This is a genomic window from Mesobacterium hydrothermale, assembly GCF_035818635.1.
GTDB classification, from domain to species: domain Bacteria; phylum Pseudomonadota; class Alphaproteobacteria; order Rhodobacterales; family Rhodobacteraceae; genus Mesobacterium_A; species Mesobacterium_A hydrothermale.
Map to the genome: position 1 here is coordinate 129444 of NZ_JAYLLH010000005.1, position 22259 is coordinate 151702.

Annotated in this window: 28 protein-coding genes; 21 read left to right on the forward strand and 7 right to left on the reverse strand. The window is 63.0% G+C overall.

Translation table 11 applies throughout. The features are described 5' to 3' along the window. The first annotated feature begins 260 nt into the window (after positions 1-260). From VK792_RS05585 to VK792_RS05620, 8 genes are all read left to right on the forward strand, one after another. Positions 261-1445 carry an ABC transporter substrate-binding protein gene (locus tag VK792_RS05585; RefSeq protein WP_326296372.1) on the forward strand — a complete coding sequence of 395 codons (1185 nt, stop codon included), beginning with the start codon at positions 261-263 and terminating at the stop codon, positions 1443-1445. 96 nt (positions 1446-1541) lie between these two features. After that, positions 1542-2318: an ABC transporter ATP-binding protein gene (locus tag VK792_RS05590; RefSeq protein ID WP_326296373.1), complete on the forward strand. Its 777-nt coding sequence runs from the start codon at positions 1542-1544 to the stop codon at positions 2316-2318. Beyond that, complete coding sequence (locus VK792_RS05595) at positions 2318-3391, forward strand: hypothetical protein (RefSeq protein WP_326296374.1); 1074 nt, start codon at positions 2318-2320, stop codon at positions 3389-3391. The genes VK792_RS05590 and VK792_RS05595 overlap by 1 nt, the downstream gene beginning before the upstream one ends. Before the next feature lie 73 nt (positions 3392-3464). Continuing rightward, a complete protein-coding gene (locus VK792_RS05600) occupies positions 3465-4148 on the forward strand; it encodes an ABC transporter ATP-binding protein (RefSeq protein ID WP_326296423.1) in 684 nt (227 codons plus the stop codon). A gap of 2 nt (positions 4149-4150) precedes the next feature. Then, positions 4151-4507: a hypothetical protein gene (locus tag VK792_RS05605; RefSeq protein ID WP_326296375.1), complete on the forward strand. Its 357-nt coding sequence runs from the start codon at positions 4151-4153 to the stop codon at positions 4505-4507. A 2-nt stretch (positions 4508-4509) separates the two neighbouring features. Further along, on the forward strand, positions 4510-4866 hold the full coding sequence (locus VK792_RS05610; protein ID WP_326296376.1) for a hypothetical protein: 357 nt from the start codon (positions 4510-4512) through the stop codon (positions 4864-4866). Positions 4867-4894: 28 nt separating this feature from the next. Next, complete coding sequence (locus VK792_RS05615; RefSeq protein ID WP_326296377.1) at positions 4895-5905, forward strand: branched-chain amino acid ABC transporter permease; 1011 nt, start codon at positions 4895-4897, stop codon at positions 5903-5905. After that, complete coding sequence (locus VK792_RS05620) at positions 5902-7260, forward strand: branched-chain amino acid ABC transporter permease (RefSeq protein ID WP_326296378.1); 1359 nt, start codon at positions 5902-5904, stop codon at positions 7258-7260. The genes VK792_RS05615 and VK792_RS05620 overlap by 4 nt, the downstream gene beginning before the upstream one ends. Before the next feature lie 50 nt (positions 7261-7310). Here the strand turns inward: VK792_RS05620 and mbfA are convergent, their stop codons facing one another. Then, complete coding sequence (gene mbfA, locus VK792_RS05625) at positions 7311-8285, reverse strand: iron exporter MbfA (RefSeq protein ID WP_326296379.1); 975 nt, start codon at positions 8283-8285, stop codon at positions 7311-7313. 172 nt (positions 8286-8457) lie between these two features. Here mbfA and VK792_RS05630 point away from each other — a divergent pair, with 172 nt between their 5' ends. Then, positions 8458-8610, forward strand: coding sequence for a hypothetical protein (locus VK792_RS05630; RefSeq protein WP_326296380.1), 153 nt, complete (start codon positions 8458-8460; stop codon positions 8608-8610). Positions 8611-8676: 66 nt separating this feature from the next. Next, a complete protein-coding gene (locus VK792_RS05635; protein ID WP_326296381.1) occupies positions 8677-9294 on the forward strand; it encodes a TetR/AcrR family transcriptional regulator in 618 nt (205 codons plus the stop codon). Here VK792_RS05635 and VK792_RS05640 read toward each other — a convergent pair whose 3' ends face one another. The 4 genes from VK792_RS05640 to VK792_RS05655 form a co-directional block, all read right to left on the reverse strand. Next, positions 9295-9993 (reverse strand): NYN domain-containing protein, encoded by a 699-nt coding sequence (locus VK792_RS05640; protein WP_326296382.1) that lies wholly within the window; start codon positions 9991-9993, stop codon positions 9295-9297. A 15-nt stretch (positions 9994-10008) separates the two neighbouring features. Continuing rightward, a complete protein-coding gene (locus VK792_RS05645) occupies positions 10009-10497 on the reverse strand; it encodes a GNAT family N-acetyltransferase (RefSeq protein ID WP_326296383.1) in 489 nt (162 codons plus the stop codon). Continuing rightward, entirely contained in the window at positions 10494-11264 is a 771-nt protein-coding gene (locus tag VK792_RS05650) for a potassium channel family protein (RefSeq protein WP_326296384.1), read from the reverse strand. Before VK792_RS05650 ends, VK792_RS05645 begins: the two co-directional genes overlap by 4 nt. Before the next feature lie 86 nt (positions 11265-11350). Then, positions 11351-12481, reverse strand: a complete 1131-nt coding sequence (locus VK792_RS05655) for an S-(hydroxymethyl)glutathione dehydrogenase/class III alcohol dehydrogenase (RefSeq protein ID WP_326296385.1) — start codon at positions 12479-12481, stop codon at positions 11351-11353. 229 nt (positions 12482-12710) lie between these two features. Between VK792_RS05655 and VK792_RS05660 the strand changes: the two genes are divergently transcribed. From VK792_RS05660 to VK792_RS05670, 3 genes are read left to right on the forward strand one after another with little or no spacing between them, the layout of a single operon-like run. Then, the gene (locus tag VK792_RS05660; protein WP_326296386.1) at positions 12711-14024 is read left to right on the forward strand and encodes an NAD(P)/FAD-dependent oxidoreductase; all 1314 of its coding nucleotides are present in this window, start codon (positions 12711-12713) and stop codon (positions 14022-14024) included. A 12-nt stretch (positions 14025-14036) separates the two neighbouring features. Further along, on the forward strand, positions 14037-14396 hold the full coding sequence (locus tag VK792_RS05665; protein ID WP_326296387.1) for a DUF5368 domain-containing protein: 360 nt from the start codon (positions 14037-14039) through the stop codon (positions 14394-14396). Beyond that, a complete protein-coding gene (locus VK792_RS05670) occupies positions 14393-15373 on the forward strand; it encodes an SLAC1 anion channel family protein (RefSeq protein ID WP_326296388.1) in 981 nt (326 codons plus the stop codon). Before VK792_RS05665 ends, VK792_RS05670 begins: the two co-directional genes overlap by 4 nt. Positions 15374-15409: 36 nt before the next feature. On the opposite strand, the gene VK792_RS05675 is transcribed toward VK792_RS05670, so the two are convergent. Together VK792_RS05675 and VK792_RS05680 are read right to left on the reverse strand one after the other, a co-directional pair. Next, on the reverse strand, positions 15410-16282 hold the full coding sequence (locus tag VK792_RS05675) for a LysR family transcriptional regulator (RefSeq protein ID WP_326296389.1): 873 nt from the start codon (positions 16280-16282) through the stop codon (positions 15410-15412). A 141-nt stretch (positions 16283-16423) separates the two neighbouring features. Next, positions 16424-16660 carry a hypothetical protein gene (locus tag VK792_RS05680; protein WP_326296390.1) on the reverse strand — a complete coding sequence of 79 codons (237 nt, stop codon included), beginning with the start codon at positions 16658-16660 and terminating at the stop codon, positions 16424-16426. 412 nt (positions 16661-17072) lie between these two features. Between VK792_RS05680 and ffh the strand changes: the two genes are divergently transcribed. The 8 genes from ffh to rpsP all read left to right on the forward strand — a co-directional run bounded on the left by ffh (position 17073) and on the right by rpsP (position 22213). Beyond that, a complete protein-coding gene (ffh, locus tag VK792_RS05685; RefSeq protein ID WP_326296391.1) occupies positions 17073-18572 on the forward strand; it encodes a signal recognition particle protein in 1500 nt (499 codons plus the stop codon). Between the two features lie 3 nt (positions 18573-18575). After that, positions 18576-19109 (forward strand): GNAT family N-acetyltransferase, encoded by a 534-nt coding sequence (locus VK792_RS05690; RefSeq protein ID WP_326296392.1) that lies wholly within the window; start codon positions 18576-18578, stop codon positions 19107-19109. Beyond that, positions 19106-19633 (forward strand): GNAT family N-acetyltransferase, encoded by a 528-nt coding sequence (locus VK792_RS05695; protein ID WP_326296393.1) that lies wholly within the window; start codon positions 19106-19108, stop codon positions 19631-19633. The genes VK792_RS05690 and VK792_RS05695 overlap by 4 nt, the downstream gene beginning before the upstream one ends. Then, complete coding sequence (locus VK792_RS05700; RefSeq protein WP_326296394.1) at positions 19630-20142, forward strand: GNAT family N-acetyltransferase; 513 nt, start codon at positions 19630-19632, stop codon at positions 20140-20142. Before VK792_RS05695 ends, VK792_RS05700 begins: the two co-directional genes overlap by 4 nt. Beyond that, a complete protein-coding gene (locus tag VK792_RS05705; protein WP_326296395.1) occupies positions 20139-20705 on the forward strand; it encodes a GNAT family N-acetyltransferase in 567 nt (188 codons plus the stop codon). Before VK792_RS05700 ends, VK792_RS05705 begins: the two co-directional genes overlap by 4 nt. Before the next feature lie 82 nt (positions 20706-20787). Then, entirely contained in the window at positions 20788-21393 is a 606-nt protein-coding gene (locus VK792_RS05710) for a GNAT family N-acetyltransferase (protein ID WP_326296396.1), read from the forward strand. A 99-nt stretch (positions 21394-21492) separates the two neighbouring features. Continuing rightward, the gene (locus VK792_RS05715) at positions 21493-21789 is read left to right on the forward strand and encodes a chorismate mutase (protein WP_326296397.1); all 297 of its coding nucleotides are present in this window, start codon (positions 21493-21495) and stop codon (positions 21787-21789) included. Between the two features lie 58 nt (positions 21790-21847). Next, positions 21848-22213, forward strand: coding sequence for a 30S ribosomal protein S16 (rpsP, locus tag VK792_RS05720; protein ID WP_326296398.1), 366 nt, complete (start codon positions 21848-21850; stop codon positions 22211-22213). The last annotated feature ends 46 nt before the right edge of the window (positions 22214-22259 follow it).

Sequence of the window (22259 nt, forward strand, 5' to 3'; positions counted from 1 at the left end):
TGTCGGTGGTACGGGTCCTGTCGTCCGGTGACCAAGCGCGCCCGCAGGGGGCCACCCGACGCCGCAGAAACCGCGTTAACGGCAATCAACCGCAAACTCCCCGCGGGCGCAAGCCTTGCGCCATGATCGCAGGCCTTCCGCAGGGGCAAATGCCGTTGGGTTCGCCTGTGGTGTCTGCTCTCGCTTTCCGGCACCATTGCGGACATAATCCGGCGAATCACAAGCCGGGCAAATCCGGCACTACGACAGAGGAGCGTATGATGAAGAAACTGCTGACCGCCACCGCAGCGATTGCGATGTTCGCAGGGGCTGCACAGGCCGAAGACGTGAAGATCGGGGTGATCCTGGGCTTTACCGGTCCGATTGAATCGCTGACCCCCGACATGGCCGCCGCCGCCGAAATGGCGATGAAAGAAGTAAGCGACTCGGGCAAGTTCCTGGGTGGCTCGGCCATCATGCCGGTGCGCGCGGATTCGACCTGTGTGGATTCTGCCGCGGCTTCGGCGGCTGCGGAACGCCTGATCACCGCCGACAAGGTGTCGGCGATCATGGGTGCGGACTGTTCCGGCGTGACCGGCGCGATCCTGGCCAACGTGGCCGTGCCGAATGGCGTGACGATGATTTCGCCCTCGGCCACCTCGCCGGGCCTGTCGACTGCCGAAGACAACGGCCTGTTCTTCCGCACGGCGCCGTCCGACGCCCGTCAGGGCCAGGTGCTGGCCGATGTGATGGGCGCGCGCGGGATCACCGAGGTCGCCGTGACCTACACCAACAACGACTATGGCAAGGGCCTGTCGGACAGCTTCATCGCCGCGTTTGAAGCCGCTGGCGGTACCGTCACGATCAACGCCCCGCACGAAGACGGCAAGGCCGACTACTCGGCGGAAATCGGTGCGCTGGCCGCGGCCGGTGGCCAGGTTCTGGCCGTGCTCGGCTATGCCGACCAGGGCGGCAAGGGCATTATCCAGGCCGCGCTGGACACCGGTGCGTTCGACACGTTCGCTCTGGGTGACGGCATGTATGCCGAGGCCCTGCTGGCCGATCTGGGCGCCGACATGGAAGGCTCGTTCGGGTCTGTTCCGTGGAGCGAAGGCGCAGGCTCCGACGCTTTTGCCGCGCAGGCCGAGGCCAACGGCGTGAACGGTTCTGGCCCGTTCACCCGCGAAAGCTATGACGCCGCTGCCCTGCTGGCGATGGCGATGCAGAAAGCCGGCAGCGCGGATCCAGCCACCGTGGCCGCCAACGTGCTGGACGTGGCCAACGCCCCGGGTGAACAGATCCTGCCGGGCGAGCTGGGCAAGGCGCTGGACATCATCGCCGCGGGTGGCGACGTGGATTACGTCGGCGCCACCAATGTCGAACTGATCGGCCCGGGCGAAGCGGCCGGTTCCTATCGTGAATACACGATCACCGGCGGCAAGTTCCAAACCGTTCAGTTCCGCTGATCGCCTGATCTGACGAAAGCCGGACGGCGCGGGGCACCCCCCGCGCCGTTCCCATAACTAAGACAGGCGCGGGAGGCGCCGTCGGGGGACACAGCGATGATCAAGGTCGAAAACCTCCACAAGCATTTCGGCGGGTTTCACGCGGTTGACGGGGCCAGCCTCGAAATCGCTCCGGGGTCGATCACCGGGCTGATCGGGCCGAACGGCGCGGGCAAGACCACGTTGTTCAACGTGATCGCGGGTGTGCACAGCCCGACCTCTGGCCGTGTCACCATGGCCGGCGAAGACATCACCGGCCTGCCGCCGCATGAATTGTTCCACAAGGGGTTGCTGCGCACCTTCCAGATCGCGCATGAATTTTCGTCGATGACGGTGCGGGAAAACCTGATGATGGTGCCCGGTGGCCAGCATGGCGAAACGCTGTGGAACACCTGGTTCGGACGCAAGCGCATCGCGGAGGAGGAACGCGCGCTGCTGGCCAAGGCCGACGAGGTGCTGGAGTTCCTGACCATCGACCACCTGAAGGACGAAAAGGCGGGCAACCTGTCCGGCGGTCAGAAAAAGCTGCTGGAACTGGGCCGGACCATGATGGTCGACGCCAAGATCGTGTTCCTGGACGAGGTCGGCGCGGGTGTGAACCGCACCTTGCTGATGACCATCGCCGACGCGATCCTGCGGCTGAACCGCGAACGCAATTACACCTTCGTCGTGATCGAACACGACATGGATTTCATCGGCAAGATCTGTGACCCGGTCATCTGCATGGCCGAGGGCAAGGTGCTGGCCGAAGGCACGCTGGCCGAGATCAAGGCCAACGAACAGGTGATCGAGGCCTACCTTGGCACCGGGCTGAAGAACAAGGAACCCGCCTGATGCGGCGCCTTCTTGCGCTTGTCCTTGTCATCACCGGTCTGGCGGGTGCCGCCACGGCCCAAAGCTGTGATGATCTTGGGCAGGGCGTGACGTTCTGCTGGTCCCAGACCGCGTTCAGCCCGATGTCCACGACGACCGGCGCCAAGGCTTACAAGAACGATCCGATGTCCGTCGCGCCCGAGGTGGTGTTCCTGCTGCCGTCGGTCAAGGAACTGCCGCCGGAAATGCAGGGTCGTGCGAACCTGAACAGCAATCTGGTGCTGCAAGATGCCTATCTGACCTTCATCCGCAACGCGGCGCGCAAGGCGGGTGTGGGGGTCGGCGATCTGGATATCGGGGTCGGGGAAGACGTGCGGATTGGTGGCCAGCCCAGCGGCATGGTCAGCTACACCGTGCCCGCGACGAGCGGTAAGCCTGCCACGGGGGAAACCGCGGCGATCCACTATGGTCCTGACTATTCGTTGGTGATCGTTGGCTTTGCCAATGCGGGCAAGCCCTCTGCGAAGCACCTTGCCGATTTCAAGGCCGCACTGGCCGCGTTCCGCTTGCCTGACGCTGCCCAACCCGCCCCGCGGGTCGCTGCTCCTGACAGCGACGACGCCATGGTCTGCAACGGCCTGCCGATGGGGATCGAGGTGTGCCGTCTGCACCCGGTTGAATGGGCCGAGTTCACTGCGATGAAGCAAGGCTTCGGCTATCGCTTTGTCTATGGCGACACAAACGGTTGGGTCTATGTCCGCGACTATCCGAATTGGCGCCAGACCACGCAATCCAAGCTGCACAAGACCCTTTTGAAAGATGAGTTGCGCGATATCGGTGCCAAACCGTCTGCCCTGCGCGATGGCAAGAAACTGTCGGTGCGGTTGGGCGATGCCGGCCGCAACCGCAAGGCCGAAGGGATCAGCTTTCCGGCGGGCAACCCGAACGGCCGAATGCAGATGGTGCTGAGCACGCTGTACCTTGGGCCGGGCTATTACATCCGTATCTTTTCCGGCAACAGCGGCGACGCCCTGAGCGCGGACCACATGGCCGTGCTCAGGGAAATCGCGCTGGGCCTGAACATTCCGAACTGACCGGCAAGAAAAACAACAAGGAGAGCCACCCGTGACCACCGAGGGCAACAGCCCCTTCCTGATCGGAGAAAGCATGACCGGCGGCTATGGCAAGGGGCCGGACATCCTGCACGATTGCACCATCGCCGTGAATCCCGGCGAAATCGCGGTGATCGTCGGCCCGAACGGGGCGGGCAAATCCACTGCGATGAAGGCCGTGTTCGGCATGTTGAACGTGCGGTCCGGTCGTGTCGTGCTGGATGGCGAGGACATTACCGCGCTCAGCCCGCAGGCGCGGGTTGTCAAGGGCATGGGGTTCGTGCCGCAGGTGCGCAACATCTTCCCGTCGATGACGGTCGAGGAAAACCTGGAAATGGGCGCCTTCATCCGCAAGGATGACATTCGGGGCACGATGGAGCAGGTCTATGACCTGTTCCCGATCCTTCGCGACAAACGCTATCAGGCGGCGGGGGAACTGTCGGGCGGGCAGCGTCAGCAGGTTGCCGTGGGCCGCGCGCTGATGACCAAACCCAAGGTCCTGATGCTGGATGAACCCACCGCGGGCGTCAGCCCGATCGTGATGGACGAACTGTTCGACCGCATCATCGAAGTCAGCCGCACCGGCATTCCGATCCTGATGGTCGAACAGAACGCCAAGCAGGCCCTGAACATCGCGGACCGCGCCTATGTGCTGGTCCAGGGCGCAAATGCGCATACCGGGACGGGCAAGGAATTGCTGGCCGATCCCGAAGTCCGCGCAAGTTTCCTGGGAGGATGACGATGACCCGGATCACCCTGGCGCTGGTCGCCACATTTCTGGCCGGGGCCGCGCAGGCCGAAGGATTCCTGTGCCGCTTTGTCACCGAATGCTATGGCAAGGAAGCCTGCGCCGACACGGACTATGAGGCCGAGATGACCCAGTTCGGGGATATCTACATTCTTGAAGACGTGGCCGGACGGCGCGGCATGATGCAGGTGTCTGACAAGGACGGTCACCGGGCGCTGGTGTCGGGCAATGTCGACGGCACAAGCGCGCTGATGACGATCACCGCGGACGGGCAGGTGATCTATACCCAGCACGGGCTGACCGACCCGGCGTGGCAGGTCACCTATCACGGGACGTGCGAGGCCAAGTGACGATGCGCGCGCTGATCCTTTTGCTGGCGATCGCGCCACAGCTGTCGCAGGCCGCCCCGGTCTGCGACGTGCTGTGCACGGCGGTGGAACAGTGCCGCGACGACGCCCGCAGCCATTGCGCCCCGTCGGCGACGACGATCTGCATCGCGCCGCGCAGCGGCAACAAGGTGCACCTTTATATCAGCGGCAAGGGGCCGTACCCCGCCCGCGAAACCACAGATGGTTCGGCGCGCGTGCTGACGCTTACCGCCTTTGGTGGCGGGCATGTGCTGACCATTCAGCCCGACGGGCAGTTCCTGTACCTGGGCAACTATTCCAAACGCTACACCGGCCAATGCGCCGGGTCGGAGGACAGCTGATGCCGGTCCCGTTGAAGAGGTCTTTGTGATGGATTTCCTGAACGCGCTTGTTGCGCTGACCAATTTCGTCATCATCCCCGCGGCCGCTTATGGCAGCCAGCTGGCGTTGGGCGCACTGGGGGTGACGCTGGTCTATGGCGTGCTGCGGTTTTCCAACTTTGCCCATGGCGATACCATGGCATTCGGAACCGCGATCACCATTCTGTTCACCTGGTGGTTCCAGTCGATGGGGATCGGGCTTGGCCCGTTGCCCACCGCATTGCTGGCTCTGCCCTTTGGCATTGCGGTCACCGCGCTGTTGCTGATCGGGACCGATCGGGTGGTGTATCGCTTCTATCGCAAGCAACGTGCTGTGCCGGTGATCGTGGTGATCGTGTCGACCGGGGTGATGTTTCTGTACAACGGGCTGGTGCGGTTCATCATCGGGGTCGATGACCAGGTGTTCACCGATGGCAGCCGTTTCATCATCTCGGCCCGCGATTTCAGGGAAATGACCGGGCTGCGCGAAGGTCTGGCGCTAAAGACCACCCAGGGGCTGACCATCGTGGTCGCCGTTCTGGTGGTGGCGGTGTTGTTTTGGTTCCTGAACCGTACGCGCACCGGAAAATCCATGCGTGCCTTTTCCGACAACGAAGACCTGGCCCTGCTGTCGGGCATCAACCCCGAGCGGGTGGTGATCGTGACCTGGCTGATCGTGGCGGCGCTGGCAACGATCGCGGGCACGCTTTATGGGCTTGATAAAAGCTTCAAGCCCTTCACCTATTTCCAACTGCTGCTGCCGATTTTTGCCAGCGCCATCGTCGGCGGGCTGGGCAGCCCGCTGGGCGCGATCGCGGGCGGGTTCGTCATCGCCTTTTCCGAGGTGACGGTCACCTATGTCTGGAAAAAGGTTCTGGGATACATGCTGCCCGAAGCGCTGGAACCCTCCGGGCTCGTACAGCTTATGGGCACCGACTATAAATTCGCCGTCAGCTTTGCGATCCTCGTGATCGTGTTGCTGTTCAAGCCGACGGGCCTGTTCAAGGGGCAATCGCTATGACTCATTCCCTGCGCGCACCGCTGCTGTTTGCCTTCGTCGCGGCGCTGTTCATTCTGGAAGGCACAACCGACGCCTGGATCTTTTCCGGCTCGTGGAACACCGCGCTTGGCATCCTGAACATGGCGCTGATCTCGGCCATCATGGCGCTGGGGGTCAACCTGCAATGGGGATATGCGGGCCTGTTCAACATCGGGGTGATGGGGTTCGTGGCGCTGGGTGGATTGGCCACGGTGCTGGTCTCGATGCCGCCCGCGCCCGGCGCGTGGGCCGCCGGGGGGGCGTGGCGCATCCTGCTGGGGCTGGTGATCGGTGCGGCCACGGTGGTGGCCGTTGCCCTGATGCGCCAGCGCATGGCCAAGGGCCGGGCCCGGATGGTTGTTACACTGGGGATGCTGGTCGTCGGGTTCTTCCTTTACCGGTCGGTCTTCGATGGCGGGGTGGAATTCGTCGAATCCATCACCCCCGCCGCCACCGGCCATATCGGCGGTTTGAACCCCGGCGGGGCCGAGAATTACAGGGACTGGGGCTGGCTGACGCTGGTGGCCTGGCCTGTGGGCGGGCTGATCGCCGCCGGGGCCGCGTGGATCATCGGCAAGACGGCGCTGGGGCTGCGGTCCGACTACCTGGCCATCGCGACGCTGGGAATTGCCGAGATCGTCATCGCCATCATGAAGAACGAAGACTGGCTGGCGCGTGGCGTGAAGAACGTGATCGGCCTGCCTCGCCCGGTGCCCTATGAGGTCGACCTGCAAGCCGACCCTGCATTTGCCGAACGCGCGGCGGATTGGGGGATGCAGGTGACCGAGGCGTCGACGCTGTTCGTCAAACTGAACTACATGATGTTGTTCACGGTGGTGCTGGTGGTTCTGCTGGTACTGGCGCAACTGGCCTACAACAGCCCCTGGGGCCGCATGATGCGCGCGATTCGCGACAACGAGGTCGCGGCAGAGGCGATGGGCAAGGACGTGACCGCACGGCATTTGCAGATCTTCATCCTGGGGTCCGCCATCTGCGGTATCGCCGGGGCGATGATGACCACGCTGGACGGACAACTGACCCCGTCGTCCTATCAGCCGCTGCGGTATACCTTCCTGATCTGGGTGATGGTGATCGTTGGCGGGTCGGGCAACAACTTTGGCGCCATCCTGGGCGGGTTCCTGATTTACTGGCTTTGGATCCAGGTCGAACCGATCGGCCAGTGGCTGTCACAGGTGATGACGAGCGGTCTGGCCGAGGACAACTGGTTCCGCATCCGCATGACCGACGCCGCTGCCCACATGCGCCTGTTCTCGATGGGGCTGGTGCTGCTGCTGGTGCTGCGGTTCAGTCCAAAGGGCCTGCTGCCCGAGAAATGACAAAGGGCCCCATTCGGGGCCCTTTCCAATTTGTGCCGATGCCTGCCATGTCAGCCCGACCCGATCAGGATCCCGGCCGCCAGCACCAGCGCGCCGCCCAGCACCACCTGCATCGAGGCGCGCAGGAACGGGGTTTCCATGTATTTGTTCTGGATCCAGGCAATCGCCCAAAGTTCGATGAAGACGATGATCCAGGCGATGCTGGTCGCAGTCCAGAAATGCGGGATCAGGTAGGGCAGGGCATGGCCCAGGCCGCCGACCGTGGTCATCACCCCCGACGCGACCCCGCGTTTGAAAGGCGATCCGCGGCCCGACAGTTCGCCGTCGTCCGACGCGGCCTCGGTAAAGCCCATGGAAATCCCGGCCCCGACCGATGCGGCCAAGCCGACCAGGAAGGTGGTCCAGGTGTCCTGCGTGGCAAAGGCCGTGGCAAAGATCGGCGCCAGCGTCGACACCGAGCCGTCCATCAACCCCGCCAGACCGGGCTGCACCCAGGTCAGCACAAACTGGCGATGCGCGGCGCGGTCTTCCTCGGCCCGCTCTTCTTCCTGCAGATGCTTGCCTTCCAGTTCGGTCGCGGCGTGCTGGTGCCCGGCCTCGGCCTTGGCCAGATCGCCCAGCAGCTTGCGGGTCGCGGCATCGGTCGTGCGTTTCGCTGCGGCAAGATAGAAATGCTCGGCGTCGCGCTCCATCGCTTCGGCCTCGGCGCGGATGCGGTCCAGGCCCAGGTTCTGGATCAGCCACACCGGGCGGCGGGCATAATAGCCTGCAACGTGTTCGCGCCGGATCAGCGGGATGACGTCGCCGAACCGGTCCTGGTGCAGCTTGATCAGCCATTGCCGATGGGTGTCTTCCTCTTCCGCCATCCCGTCGAACACCTTGGCGGTATCGGGAAAGTCGGTGCGCAGCATTTCGGCATAGCTGCGATAGATTCGGGCGTCATCCTCTTCGGATGAAATCGCCAGTGCCAGAACCTCTTGTTCCGACAGGTCCGAAAAATGACGGCGTTGCGTCAGGAAGCGCATGGGGAGTCCCTCGTTTAGAATGGTTCTAATGTAGAGCCATTCTGCAACGGTATCAACCATGGCGAAGGATGCAAGAAACAGAAACTGAACCGATCAGTTCATTTTGTCTTGCGAATCGCGTCGCTCTGCGTATTTATAAACTAAACTGTTTGGTTCACTTATGGAGATAACCATGCAAACCGTCCTGACTGCAACCGCACTTGTCCTGTTCGCAACCGCCGGGTCCGCCTGCATGACCATGGACCTGCCGACCCTGACTTATCCCGACACGGCGCCCGCATCCGTGTCGCAAGACTGCACGGGTCTGCTCAAGACGTGCAAGTGACCGCTGCGTGGCTTGCCGCTACTGAACCGTTCGGTCTAATATAGCCGCCTGGGATCGGAGGATCAGATGACCGCAACGGCTGAAAAGGTACGCAGGGGGCGTAAGTTCGACCAGGTTCTGGAAGGCGCGAAACAGGTCTTCCTGAGCGATGGTTTCGAAGGCGCCAGCGTCGACGACATCGCCCGCGCGGCGGGCGTGTCGAAGGCCACGCTCTACAGCTATTTCCCTGACAAGCGACTTTTGTTTATGAAAGTGGCCACCAGCCAGTGCGAAATGCAGGCCGAAGAGGCGTTGCAAACGCTGGATATGTCCCACCCGCCGCGTGTTGTTCTGCGGCAGGTGGCGCGTCAGTTTCTGGGGTTCATCCTGTCGGATTTCGGCTCCAGCATCTTTCGCATCTGCGTGGCAGAGGCTGACAGGTTTCCTGAACTGGGCCGCGAATTCTATGCCAGCGGGCCGCAAACGGTGCACGATGCCGTTGTCTGCTATTTGCAACTGGCCCGCGATCGCGGCGAGATTCGCGATTGCGACCTGTCGCTGGCTGCCGATCAGTTCGCCGAACTGTGCAAAGCCGACCTGTGGCCGAAACTGATCTTCGGCATCCGCACGAGCTTTGAAGAATCAGAGATCAGCCGCGTGATCGACGGCGCAATCGATACGTTCATGGCGCGTTACGGCGCGTGATCAGCCGATGCGCCGGATGATCATCCGCTTGTTGGCGTCGCGGCCCACCTCGAACCCGTTCGACGCCGCCACCAGCCCGCTCAGCTTGGCAAAGCCATAGCTGCGGCTGTCGAAATCGGGATTGGCATTGGCAAGCGACTGGCCCAGCTGGTCGAGATGCATCCAGTCTTCGTCCCCCTCCATCGCGTCAAAGGCGCGGGCGACCAGTTTCTTCGCCTCGGTCAGCTTGTTGCGCGACTTGGTCGCGTGCGAGTCGTTCTGGTCCAGCAGGTTTTCAAGAAAGATGAAGCGCTTGCAAACCTGCCGGAAGGCTTCGTTTGTTTTCTGTTCACCCATGCCGTAGACCGTCAGCCCGTGTTCGCGCAGCCGGCTGGCCAGGCGGATGAAATCGCTGTCCGAAGACACCAGAACGAACCCGTCGAACCGCCCGGAATGCATCAGGTCCATCGCGTCGATCACAAGCGCGATGTCGGACGAATTCTTTTTCGATGTGTAAGATGGCTGGTGTACCGGCACCATGCCGTAAAGCCCCATGATGTCGGCCCAGCCTTTCAGCCGGTCGGCGGAAAAATCGCCATAGCAGCGCCGCACTGAAGGTTCACCCAGTTTGGCAATTTCCTCGAACAGACCCTTGGCGAACTTCGGGGGCACGTTGTCGGCGTCGATCAGAACGGCCAGCAGGTCGGGACGGTTGGGCATCAGGTTTCCTTTGGCTTACAGCGTGCGGAACATCACCAGGGCATCAACGTAGCCTTCGGTCGGGTGACGGAAAGCGCCGGGCAGGCGGCCCACGATCTGGAACCCCGCCCGTTCCCACGTGTCGATGGCGCGGGTGTTGGTCGACACGACAAAGTTATACTGCATTGCGCGATACCCGGCTGCCCTGGCCGTGTCCAGCGAATGCGCCAGCAGCGCGCGCGCCACGCCCTTGCCGCGCGCGCCGGGCAGGGTGCAATAACCGGCGTTGCAGACATGTGCGCCGTTGCCTGTCTGGTTGGGCTTCAGGTAGCTGCATCCCAGCGCCTGTCCGTCCACCTCGGCAATGAAGCAACGCGCGGTTTCGGGCCAGAAATACGCTAATCCACCGGGCTTGCCACCCTTGGGGTCGGCGCAGAACGTATCGCCGGCCTCGACCGACGGTTTTAGGATCGACCAGACAAGGTCTTCGTCGTCGCGGGTCGCTTCGCGGATCGTCAGTGTCATTCCAGACCTTCGGTTTCGATGTGGATGAACGCGCCGCAATGCTTGCAATGCACCGCGTCGGCGTCATGCATCAACAGGCCGCAGCGGTGGCATTTCTGGCGCACCTTGGTGGGCCGGAACAGCACCTGCGCAAGACGCAGGAACAGGGTCACGCCAAAGATCATCACCACGACCGACAGCATCCGGCCCCAGGTCCCCGTCAGGGTGATGTCGCCAAAGCCCGTCGTGGTCAGCGTGGTGACGGTGAAATACAGCGCGTCGGCATAGTTCCGGATGTCGGGGTTGTGCGGATATTGCGTGGCATAGATCAGCCCGGTCATCACGAACAGGAACACCAGCAGGTTGACGGCAGCGATGACCACCTCTTCGTTGCGGCGGAAAGCGGAAAAATCGCTGCGCAGCCGGTTCATCAACTGGTAGGTCCGCAACAGCCGCAGCGTCCGCAGCACCCGCAGAAAACCCAGCCCTTCCCCCGCCAGCGGCGCAAGGAACGATCCGATCGCCACGATATCGGCCAGCGTCGCCGGAGAGACCAGGTAGCGCAGGCGCTGCTTTTCGATCCAGAGCCGCGCAATGAAATCGATCAGGATGACCACGCCGAACACAGCGTCGATGGTTTCGATCACCGGTCCGTGGGTCGAAAACGACGTGGCGATCACGAACAGGATGGTGACGATGTCGAACACCAGCAGCGCATAGCGGAACCGATGCGCGCGATCGGTTTCGCCTTCGTACAGTTCGTGCAGCCGTTCCGTCAGTTTGCTCATACCGGTTCCATGAAAAAGGGCGCCGGGTCCGTTGGTGGCGGAAATCCCGGCGCCCTGCAAGGTTTCAGGTCAAGGCTGCATATGGCTCAGTAGATCACCACCGAGCGAATCGATTCGCCCGCGTGCATCAGGTCGAACGCCGTGTTGATCTCTTCCAGCGGCATGGTGTGTGTGATCATCGGATCGATCTCGATCTTGCCGTTCATGTACCAGTCGACGAATTTCGGCACGTCGGTGCGGCCCTTGGCGCCGCCGAACGCGGTGCCTTTCCAGACCCGCCCGGTGACCAGCTGGAACGGGCGCGTGCTGATCTCGGCCCCGGCCGGTGCCACGCCGATGATCACCGACACCCCCCACCCTCGGTGCGAACATTCCAGCGCATCTCGCATCACCTTGACGTTGCCGGTGGCGTCAAAGGAATAGTCGACCCCGCCGATCTGGTCCTTTTCGGTCTTGGTCAGGTTGACGATCTCCTGCACGACCGAGCCTTCGATCTTCGACGGGTTGACGAAATGCGTCATCCCGAACTTGCGCGCCATCTCTTCCTTGGCGTCGTTCAGGTCTACGCCGATGATCATGTCGGCCCCGGCCATGCGCAGGCCCTGGATCACGTTCAGCCCGATCCCGCCAAGGCCGAAGACGGCGGCGGTGCTGCCGATCTCGACGCCCGCAGTGTTGATCACCGCGCCGATTCCGGTGGTGACGCCGCAGCCGATATAGCAGATCTTGTCGAACGGCGCGTCGTCCCGAACCTTGGCCAGCGCGATTTCCGGCATCACCGTGTGCTGGGCAAAGGTCGAACAGCCCATGTAGTGATAGATCGGGGTGCCATCCAGCATCGAAAACCGCGTCGTGCCATCGGGCATCAGGCCCTGGCCCTGGGTGTTGCGGATCGCGGTACACAGGTTGGTCTTGCCCGACAGGCAGGACGGGCATTCCCGGCATTCCGGAGTGTACAGCGGGATCACGTGATCGCCGGGCTTCAGCGTGGTCACGCCTTCGCCGACCTCGATCACGACGCCCGCGCCTTCGTGGCCCAGGATCGACGGAAAAATCCCCTCGGGGTCGGCACCCGACAGGGTGAATTCATCGGTGTGGCAAATGCCCGTGGCCTTGATTTCGACAAGGACCTCTCCGGCCTTGGGGCCGTCCAGGTTCACTTCCATGATTTCCAGCGGCTTTCCGGCCTCAAGGGCGACGGCGGCGCGTGTACGCATTGCGGTTCCTCCTGCTTGTTTGCGCCACAGTGCGACAAAACGGACGGAAAGGGCAATGCGCAAACCCGACAGGATCGGACGGATCGCAACGAAGCGGTTCTGGCGTTCACGTCCGCGTGAGGCGGGCAGTTTTATATATATATCTCTAATTCAAGTTTGATCTGCATCAATGCCCGCAGACATTAAAACATTCAGATCACGCGATGTGAAAATAGGAGGAAATCCCTAAATGACATCGCAATTCACCCCGACGCGCCGCGGCTTTCTGGGGCTGGCCGCTGGTGCCGGGGCGCTGGTCGCGACCGGTGCCGCGACGTGCGCCCAGGCGCAGGTCGCCACCAAGGCGAAGATCGTGATCCTGGGTGCTGGTGCCGCTGGTGCCGCCCTGTCGAACCGCCTGGTCCGCCGCCTGGATGGGGCACAGATCACCCTGGTCGATGGCCGCAAGGAACATTGGTACCAGCCGGGCTTCAGCCTGATCGCCGCTGGCCTCAAGCCGTCCAACTACTCGGTGACCCAGACCACGGATTGGTTGCCCTCTGACGTGACGCTGAAACAGGAATACGCCGCCAACATCGACCCCGAGGCCAAGACCGTCGCGCTGCAATCGGGCGAAGTGCTGAACTACGACTATCTGATCATCGCCACCGGGCTGGAGCTGAACTACGGCGCCATCGAAGGGCTTGAGATGGACATGATCGGCAAGGACGGCATCGGCTCGCTCTATGCAGGGCCGGACTACGCCGCCCGAACATGGCAGGCCGCGTCCAAGTTCTCGGAAGAGGGGGGCATTGGCCTGTTCAGCCGTCCGAACACGGAAATGAAATGCGCCGGCGCACCGCTGAAACATACTTTCCTGATCGACGACATCGCGGTGCGCAAAGGCACCCGCGGCAAGCTCGACATCACCTACATGGCCAACAACGACAGCCTGTTCGGTGTGCCGATCGTGTCGGAAAAGGTGCGGATGGTGTTCAAGGACCGCGGCATCAATGCCGATTACAGCCGCGTTCTGAAATCCATCGACGCCAGTGCCAAGCGGGCGGTGTTCACCACCAAGGACGGCACCGAGGAACGCGATTACGACTATATCCACCTGATTCCGCCGCAGCGCGCACCGCAGGTCATCCGCGACTCGGGCCTGAGCTGGGCAGACAAGTGGGTTGGCGAAGGCTGGGTCGAGGTCGACAAGCACAACCTGCGCCACAACCGCTATCCCAACATCTTTGCCGTGGGCGACGTGGCCGGCGTGCCGAAGGGCAAGACCGCGGCCAGTGTGAAATGGCAGGTCCCGGTGGTCGAGGAACACCTTGTTGCTCAGATCAAGGGCGACACCACGGACGCCAGCTATAACGGCTATACCTCGTGCCCACTGATCACCCGCGTGGGCCGGGCGATGCTGGTGGAATTCGACTACAACAATGACCTCACCCCCAGCTTCCCGGGCATCATCGCCCCGCTGGAAGAACTGTGGATCAGCTGGCTGATGAAGGAAGTGGCGCTGAAAGCCACCTACAACGCCATGCTGCGTGGCCGCGCGTAAGGAGCGACAGACATGAAAGACTTGACGTTCGGCACCCTGCTTGCCGTCTTCGAAGAAATCTTCGGCCGTGGTTTGTTCTGGGTCATGGTCGCCGTGGCGGCCGTGATTACGGTCGCCTACATCTACGTGCTGATTCGCGACCGCTCTGTCAGCTGGCGCAAATTCCTGTGGGCGCAGCTTTCGATGCCGTTCGGTGCCATCGCGGCTGTCCTGTTTGTACAGACGATGACCCGGTCCGGATTCAGCGATATCGGCGGCCCGATCGACGTGATCGTGCTGCTTATGGTTGCCGGTGGGGGCGCGGTTGGCATTGCCATTCTCGTCTACACGCTGGAGTCGCTGCTACTGAGGAAGAAGGACAAACCTCTATGACCGACACACCCATGCCCGAGGCGGTTCACAACCGTCTGGAACATTTTCCGATCACTTTTTTCGCCTCGGTCATGGGGCTTGCGGGGCTGACCCTGGCCCTGCATGTCGCCGAAGGGGCGCTGAAGTTCCCGCCCTTGCTCACCCATATCGCGCTGGCGGCGTCGGTGATCGATTTTGTCGTGATCTCGTTGTTCTATATCGCCAAGGCGGTGAAATATCCCGGCGCGGTCAAGGCGGAATGGAATCACCCAGTGCGCCTTGCGTTCTTTCCGGCGATTTCGATCTCGGTCCTGCTGATCGCCACGGCGATGCGCCCGGTGTCGATGGATGCCGCCCGTGTGCTGTGGATTATCGGCACCGCGCTGCAAGGCACGCTGGCGCTGGCGGTGATTTCCAACTGGATCGGCCACCGCAAGTTCCAACACCCCCACATTTCGCCCGCTTGGTTCATTCCGGCGGTGGGCAACGTGGTGGTGCCGGTGGCCGGTGTCAGCCTGGGATTCCCCGAGATTTCGTGGCTGTTCTTTGCCGCAGGCGTGTTGTTCTGGATGATCCTGCTGACTCTGGTGATCAACCGGCTCATCTTCCACGATCCGCTGCCGTGGCGCCTTGTGCCGACGCTGATGATCCTGATCGCGCCGCCGGCCGTCGCCTTCCTGTCGTGGCTGCAACTGAACGGTGGCCAGATCGATGGCACCGCGCGGTTCCTGTATTACACCACGCTGGTCTTTGCCGCGATCGTCCTGATCGAGGCGCGGGCCTTCGCCAAGCTGTCCTTCGCCATGTCGTGGTGGGCGCTCAGCTTCCCGGTCGCGGCGCTGACGATCTCGTCCTTCCGCTTTGCCGGGCTGACGCATCTGCCCGCGATCCGCACCATCGGCATCATCGGGCTGGCGCTGCTGCTGGTGATCGTTCTGGGCCTGATCGTGCGCACATTCATGGCGATCGCCCGTGGTCAGGTCTGCCAGCCTGAGTAAGCAAACCCCGTGGGGGCGTGGTGCCGCGCCGCGCCCCTACAACTCTTCGGCAAACGCCTTGAGGTAGTTGAGGAACGCCTGAACCTTGGCGGTGCGATGCAAATCAACATGCGTCACAAGCCACATCGGCGCGCACCAGTCGTCCTGCGGGGGCACCACCTGAACAAGATCGGGATTGTGCGCCGCCTCGGTTTCCGGAAGAAACCCCAGCCCGGCCCCCTCCAGCACCGCACGCTGCATCACCCGCGAATCCGTACAGCGGAACCGGATCCGGTCGAACGGGATATTGTCCTTCAGCCATTTCTGATGCGGCGCGCGGTTGTCGGGGTTGTCATGTGCCACAAAGACATGCCCGTCGAGATCGTCCAACGCCGCCGGACGTCCGTGACGGTCGATATAGGACGTGCCGGCATAGAGCCCGATCCGCATCTGCGCAAAGGGCTGCACCACGTTGTCAGGCTCTTGCGGCACCGCCCCGGCGCGCAGGGCCACATGCGCTTCGCCGTATTCCAGCCGGAACAGCCGGTCGTCGGTCAGATAGCGTACGATGACCTCGGGGTGTTCGCGTTGGAACCCGGCCAGCGCCCGCACCAGGAAAGGTGCAAGGCTGACCAGCGATGTCACCACCAGTTCCCCCGTCACTTCTGACCCGCGGCCCCGGATACGGCCCGACAGTTGCTGAAACTGATCGTCGGTGGCTTGCGCCACGCGGCGCAGTTCCTCGCCTTCCTCGGTCGGGGTATAGCCGCGCGGGTGACGCTGGAACAGCTTCACCCCCAGACGCTTTTCCAGCGCGTCGATGTGGCGGATCACCGTGGCGTGGTGCACGCCCAACGCTTCGGCCGCGCCACTGACAGTGCCCAGCCGCGCCACATGATAGGCGGTTCGGATTTCATCCCAATTCGTCATGACAGCCCGCGCAAAGGTTCCGGTTCCGCCGAATCATAAGCGAAGGGCGCGCGCTGCAAAGGGCGAATCGCAAAAAACAAACCCCCGCGAAAACATCGCGGGGGTCCGTAACTTTACAGGTCTCGAACGAAATGCGTTCGATCAGCAGGTCTTGCCGACGGTGGTGGTGCACTTCGACGAGGTGCCGCCCAGTGCCGGGATGATCAGCAGCGGGATCAGCGCCAGAGCCGGCGAAGGTGCCGAGCTGCTTACCGGAACGACGGCGAACGGGTCTTCGTTGTCCACGTATGCGTCAGGGGTAACCTGGTTTTTGCCGCCAGCCATCGCGCCGGAAGCTGCCAGCGAAGCAATGAGTGCGGTTGCGAGAATCTTTTTCATGTCCGTCTCCAAGGAAAAGGGGCTAACCTATGTCCGTTAGTTACTGCATTTCAGGGTTGCGTCAACTGCCCTATGGTAGCGCACCGCAACTGTTTGTATAACAGCAACAGTCCACGCCGCATTTTTGGGCAATATTCCGCCTTACTCAATGGCAGCACCATATCGTTGCCCCGGGGCGATGTCACCCCCGACGCGCGAAAAACCCCGCAAAACCCCTGTCTCGGTTGACTTTCACCTGTCTTGCGCCTATCCCGCGCAATGATTCCGGAAGTGGCAAAGCTTCCGGTCCTGTGGGCTATGCCCGGGATCGCCCCCCACCAGCGCGTTGCGCCCGTGGGGGCGTTTGCGCATTGCGCCATGGCTCCCCACATACGGGGCAGGAAACCTGGAGCGGCATAAGGAGGCCAGAGACGTGTTTGAAAATCTGTCCGAACGTCTCGGCGGCGTCTTTGACCGCCTGACCAAACAGGGCGCGCTGTCCGAAGACGACGTGAAAACCGCCCTGCGCGAGGTGCGCGTGGCCTTGCTGGAGGCCGATGTCTCTCTGCCGGTGGCGCGGTCCTTCATCAAGGCGGTCGAGAAAAAGGCCACCGGTGCCGCCGTGACCAAGTCGGTCACCCCAGGCCAGCAGGTTGTGAAGATCGTCCATGACGAACTGATCCAGGTCCTGACCGGCGAAGGCGAGCCCGGCGCTCTGAAGATCGACAACGCTCCCGCGCCGATCCTGATGGTCGGTTTGCAGGGCGGCGGCAAGACGACCACCACCGCCAAGCTGGCCAGGCGCCTGAAGGATCGCGATGGCAAGCGCGTGCTGATGGCCTCGCTCGACATCTATCGCCCGGCCGCGATGGAACAGCTGAAGATCCTTGGCGAACAGATCGGTGTTGACACGTTGCCGATCGTCGCGGGGCAAAGCCCGGTCGAGATCGCAAAACGGGCCAAGCAGCAGGCGACGCTGGGTGGCTACGATGTCTACATGCTGGACACCGCGGGCCGTCTGCAAATCGACCAGGTGCTGATGCAAGAGGTCGAAGACGTCCGCGACGCGGTCAAGCCGCGCGAAACCCTGCTGGTGGTCGATGGCCTGACCGGTCAGGTCGCGGTCGAGGTCGCGCAGGAATTCGACGACAAGATCGGCATCTCCGGCGTTGTCCTGACCCGGATGGACGGCGATGGCCGCGGCGGTGCGGCGCTGTCGATGCGCGCGATCACCGGCAAGCCGATCAAGTTCGTCGGTCTTGGCGAAAAGATGGACGCGCTGGAAACGTTTGAACCCGAACGCATCGCGGGCCGTATCCTTGGCATGGGCGACATCGTCGCGCTGGTGGAAAAGGCGCAACAGACGCTCGAGGTCGAACAGGCCGAGCGGATGATGAAGCGCTTCCAGAAAGGTCAGTTCAACATGAACGACCTGAAGATGCAGCTGGAACAGATGATGAAGATGGGCGGGCTCGAAGGCATGATGTCGATGATGCCCGGCGCGGGCAAGATGGCCAAGCAGATGGAAGGCGCGGGCATCGACGACAAGGTCATCCGCCAGCAGATCGCACTGATCCAGTCGATGACCAAAAAGGAACGCGCCAACCCGCAGATCCTGCAGGCCAGCCGCAAGAAACGCATCGCCGCTGGCGCCGGCATGGACGTGTCCGATCTGAACAAGCTGCTGAAAATGCAGCGCCAGATGTCCGACATGATGAAAAAGCTGGGCAAGATGGGCAAGGGCGGCATGCTGAAACAGGCCATGAAGGGCATGTTCGGCAAAAGCGGCACGCCCGAGGAAATGCTGGGCCAGATGGACCAGAAATCGCTTGAACAGGCCGCCCGCCAGCTGGGCGGTGGTCAGGGCCTGCCGGGTCTTGGCGGCGGCATGGGGCTGCCCGGCGGCCTGTCAGGGTTCGGCAAGAAGAAATAACCCATGCCCGCCCCCGTCCTTCATACGCCACGCCTGCGCCTTCGGCCCCATGTCATGGCAGACATGGACCCGTTCTGGGACTTCTTCCAGAGCGCGCGGGCGACCTATGTGGACGGGCCGAAGAACCGCAGTCATTTCTGGTACGGCTTCGCCTCGGAAACCGGCAGCTGGGACCTGATGGGGCAGGGTGGCTGGGGCGTCGACACGCGCGACGGCCAGTTCATCGGCCAGGTCGCGATCACCCAACCGCCGCATTTCCCCGAACGCGAAATCGGCTGGATCTTCTTTGAGGCCGCCGAAGGCAAGGGCTACGCCACCGAAGCCGCAACCGCCGCGCTCAACTGGGCGTGGGGGCAAGGCTTCGACACGCTGGTCAGCTACATCCACCCCGACAACGCCCGCTCAATTGCGCTGGCGAAACGGCTGGGCGCGGTGCACGACGCCAACGCAGACCTGCCCGACGGCGAAACGCCCGACGAAACCGTGGTATACCGCCACAGCCCCGACACCGACGGCAGCCCGGAGGCTTACGCATGAGCCTGACCGCCGCCCCCCGTATCGAAACCGACCGCCTGATCCTGCGCGGCCCCGAGCCGCGCGATATCGAACCCACCATCGCCTTCCTGATGGACCAGGACCGTGCCGCCAAGTTCGGCGCCTTCGACAACCGGGGCGATGCCTGGCGCTGGTTCATGCTGAACGTCGGCCACTGGCACTACCACGGTTACGGCTATTTCGCGCTCGAACTGAAGCAGACCGGCGCCACCGCCGGTATCTGCGGCATCTGGAACCCCGAAGGCTGGCCAGAGCCCGAGGTCGGCTGGGTCGTCTTCGAAGGCTTCGAAGGCAAGGGCCTGGCATACGAGGCCGCCCTGGCCGCGCGCCAATGGGCCTATGACAGCCTGGGCTTCACCACGCTGACCTCGAACATCGTGCCGGGCAATGCCCGGTCGGTGGCGCTGGCCGAACGGATGGGCGCCACCTACGAACGCACCTATCAGAACATCAGCATGGGCGAGGACATGCTCTACCGTCATCCGGGGCCGGAGGCGCTGGCATGACCGTCACCATTCCCGTGATCGAAACAGACCGCCTGGTCCTGCGCGCCCCCGCGCTGGCCGATCACGCGCCGCTCTGCGCCTATTTCCAGGACCCGCGCAGCCACTGGAACGGCGGCCCGCTGGACGCGGTCGCCGTCGGCCGCGCCCTGATGGCGACGGTGGGCCAATGGCACCTGCGCGGCTTCGGCCTGTGGTTTCTGGAAACCCGCGACACGCAGGCCTTCGCGGGCTTTGCCGGCATCTTCATGCCCTTCGACTGGCCGGAACCGGAACTGGGCTACGCTGTCACCGCCGCGCACGAAGGCACCGGCCTCGCGGCGGAGGCGGTGACCGCCGCGCGCCAGGCCGCCGCCACCCATTTCGGGTTGACCCGCCTTGCCAGCTACATTTCGCCGGAAAACACCCGGTCGCAGGCCTTCGCCCGTCGCCTGGGCGCATCGCTGGAAACCGTCACCACCCTGCGCGGCGCCCAGACACAGATCTGGCGCCACCCCGAGGTCGCGCCATGACCGTTGCCGTCGAACAGCACCGCCCGGGGCGGGCGTCGCGCCAGGCGTCCAAGATCGGCGGCCGGATCCCGACATTGGACACCCGCCGCCTGCAACTGCGCGCGCCGCGGATCTACGATTTCGGCGCCTATGCCGACATTTTTTGCAGCGATCGCGCGCAGTTCATGGGCGGCCCGTTCACCCGGGAAGAGGCCTGGGCCTCGTTCACCGGCGCCATCGCGCTGTGGATGCTGCACGGTCATGGGCTGTGGACGATCGACGCGCAAACCACCCCCTCCGCGGGCTTCGCGCTTCTGGGCTTCGACTATGCCGACCCGGAACCGGAACTGGGCATCTTCCTGACCGAAGAGGCCGAAGGCCACGGCTACGCCGAAGAAGCCGGCCGCGCGGTTCTGGACCACGCGTTCAACGCGCTGGGCTGGGACACGGTCGTGTCTTATGTCGATGGCAGCAATGTCCGCGTCATCGCCCTGCTGACCCGGCTGAACGCCACCCGCGACGCCGCCGCCGAGACCGCTTTGGGCGACGGCACGCAGGTTTACCGACACCGGCAGGAGGCTTGACCGTGGACCTGCTTTCATCTTTCCAAAAATACTCGACAACCCCGGCTGCCACCCGCGCAGCCGGTCACGAAAGGACCGTCTGATGGGCCACCGCGATATTCCCGTCCTCGAAACCAAACGTCTGGTCCTGCGCGGTCCCGACCCCCAGGACTACCCCGGTTTCAAGGCCACTTTCGCATCGTATCGCTCGCGCTTCATGGGCGGTCCGTTGAATCCCTATGAGACCTGGATGCTCTACGCCGCTGAAATCGGTCACTGGGAAATCCGTGGCTACGGGATGTGGATGGTGCACCTGAAAGGGACCGAGGAAACCGTGGGCATGGCCGGCGGCTGGTGCCCGGCGCAATGGCCGGAACGCGAAATCGCCTGGATCATCTGGCCGGAAAAGGGCGGGCACGGGTTCGCTCTGGAAGCCACCCACCGGGTACGTCGCTACTTCTACGAGGAACAAGGCTGGGAAACCGCGGTCAGCTTCCTTGACCCCAAGAACCTCGATTCGATCCGGCTGGCGGAACGGCTGGGGGCCAAGCGCGATCACGAAGCCAAATCCGTTGACGGGCACGACGTGTGTTATCGCCACCCCAGTCCCGCGCAGTTGCAGGGCTCGCAGCTCGCGCATGGTATCGACATGGAGATCGCCCATTATCAGGACCCGCTGTTCAAACCGAAGGGCTGGGCCATTGACTGACCGTTTTACCCCGATCCCGACCCGTACCGCGTATGCATCCAGTGTGCATCGCATGTGCATGGCTTGTGCATCACCCGTTCCGGGCCAAAGGAGACCCGCATGACCGACGCCGTCACCCGCGCCGCAGCCCTGCTGAAAGAGCACCGCGAAAGCATCGACCGGCTGGACGCGATCCTCGTCTACACGCTGGCCGAACGGTTCAAGCACACCCAGGCCGTGGGCGTCCTCAAGGCGCAACACGACCTGCCCCCATCCGACCCCGCACGCGAAGGCAAGCAGATCGCGCGGCTGGAAACCCTGGCGGAAGAGGCCGACCTCGATCCCGAATTCGCCAAGAAATTCCTGAACTTCATCATTCAGGAAGTCATCAAGCATCACGAACAAAAGCAATCGTGACCACACCAAAGACAGGGCGGTGATGCGCCCTGACCCCGCCATTCAAAGGAGAAACACAATGGCACTTAAAATCCGTCTGGCCCGTGGTGGCTCGAAAAAGCGTCCCTTCTACCGCATCGTCGTCGCCGACTCGCGCATGCCGCGCGACGGCCGCTTCATCGAGAAGGTCGGCATCTACAACCCGCTGCTGGCCAAGGACAGCGAAGACCGCGTGAAGATGGACGTCGAGCGTATCCAGCACTGGATCGCGCAGGGCGCCCAGACCACCGACCGCGTGTCGCGTTTCCTCGAAGCTGCCGGCGTCGTTGAGAAAAAAGAGCGTTCGAACCCCAAGAAGGGCACCCCGGGCAAGGCCGCTCAGGAACGCGCCGAAGCCAAGGCAGCCAAGGCCGCCGAAGGCGCAGAATCCGCTGACGCAGAATAATCTGCGCCACGCTGATTGTCCCCCGGTGGCGGTTGCGTTCCGCCGC

Coding starts and splice junctions, on each gene's coding strand:
- VK792_RS05680 (WP_326296390.1), bottom strand. CDS start 16,660: ATGAAAAAGATTCTCGCAACCGCACTCATTGCTTCGCTGGCAGCTTCC.
- VK792_RS05630 (WP_326296380.1), top strand. CDS start 8,458: ATGCAAACCGTCCTGACTGCAACCGCACTTGTCCTGTTCGCAACCGCC.
- VK792_RS05635 (WP_326296381.1), top strand. CDS start 8,677: ATGACCGCAACGGCTGAAAAGGTACGCAGGGGGCGTAAGTTCGACCAG.
- VK792_RS05615 (WP_326296377.1), top strand. CDS start 4,895: ATGGATTTCCTGAACGCGCTTGTTGCGCTGACCAATTTCGTCATCATC.
- VK792_RS05655 (WP_326296385.1), bottom strand. CDS start 12,481: ATGCGTACACGCGCCGCCGTCGCCCTTGAGGCCGGAAAGCCGCTGGAA.
- VK792_RS05665 (WP_326296387.1), top strand. CDS start 14,037: ATGAAAGACTTGACGTTCGGCACCCTGCTTGCCGTCTTCGAAGAAATC.
- VK792_RS05710 (WP_326296396.1), top strand. CDS start 20,788: ATGGGCCACCGCGATATTCCCGTCCTCGAAACCAAACGTCTGGTCCTG.
- mbfA (WP_326296379.1), bottom strand. CDS start 8,285: ATGCGCTTCCTGACGCAACGCCGTCATTTTTCGGACCTGTCGGAACAA.
- VK792_RS05595 (WP_326296374.1), top strand. CDS start 2,318: ATGCGGCGCCTTCTTGCGCTTGTCCTTGTCATCACCGGTCTGGCGGGT.
- VK792_RS05645 (WP_326296383.1), bottom strand. CDS start 10,497: ATGACACTGACGATCCGCGAAGCGACCCGCGACGACGAAGACCTTGTC.
- VK792_RS05585 (WP_326296372.1), top strand. CDS start 261: ATGAAGAAACTGCTGACCGCCACCGCAGCGATTGCGATGTTCGCAGGG.
- VK792_RS05715 (WP_326296397.1), top strand. CDS start 21,493: ATGACCGACGCCGTCACCCGCGCCGCAGCCCTGCTGAAAGAGCACCGC.
- VK792_RS05620 (WP_326296378.1), top strand. CDS start 5,902: ATGACTCATTCCCTGCGCGCACCGCTGCTGTTTGCCTTCGTCGCGGCG.
- VK792_RS05590 (WP_326296373.1), top strand. CDS start 1,542: ATGATCAAGGTCGAAAACCTCCACAAGCATTTCGGCGGGTTTCACGCG.
- VK792_RS05610 (WP_326296376.1), top strand. CDS start 4,510: ATGCGCGCGCTGATCCTTTTGCTGGCGATCGCGCCACAGCTGTCGCAG.
- VK792_RS05695 (WP_326296393.1), top strand. CDS start 19,106: ATGAGCCTGACCGCCGCCCCCCGTATCGAAACCGACCGCCTGATCCTG.
- VK792_RS05650 (WP_326296384.1), bottom strand. CDS start 11,264: ATGAGCAAACTGACGGAACGGCTGCACGAACTGTACGAAGGCGAAACC.
- VK792_RS05600 (WP_326296423.1), top strand. CDS start 3,465: ATGACCGGCGGCTATGGCAAGGGGCCGGACATCCTGCACGATTGCACC.
- VK792_RS05640 (WP_326296382.1), bottom strand. CDS start 9,993: ATGCCCAACCGTCCCGACCTGCTGGCCGTTCTGATCGACGCCGACAAC.
- VK792_RS05605 (WP_326296375.1), top strand. CDS start 4,151: ATGACCCGGATCACCCTGGCGCTGGTCGCCACATTTCTGGCCGGGGCC.
- VK792_RS05660 (WP_326296386.1), top strand. CDS start 12,711: ATGACATCGCAATTCACCCCGACGCGCCGCGGCTTTCTGGGGCTGGCC.
- VK792_RS05675 (WP_326296389.1), bottom strand. CDS start 16,282: ATGACGAATTGGGATGAAATCCGAACCGCCTATCATGTGGCGCGGCTG.
- rpsP (WP_326296398.1), top strand. CDS start 21,848: ATGGCACTTAAAATCCGTCTGGCCCGTGGTGGCTCGAAAAAGCGTCCC.
- VK792_RS05705 (WP_326296395.1), top strand. CDS start 20,139: ATGACCGTTGCCGTCGAACAGCACCGCCCGGGGCGGGCGTCGCGCCAG.
- VK792_RS05690 (WP_326296392.1), top strand. CDS start 18,576: ATGCCCGCCCCCGTCCTTCATACGCCACGCCTGCGCCTTCGGCCCCAT.
- VK792_RS05700 (WP_326296394.1), top strand. CDS start 19,630: ATGACCGTCACCATTCCCGTGATCGAAACAGACCGCCTGGTCCTGCGC.
- VK792_RS05670 (WP_326296388.1), top strand. CDS start 14,393: ATGACCGACACACCCATGCCCGAGGCGGTTCACAACCGTCTGGAACAT.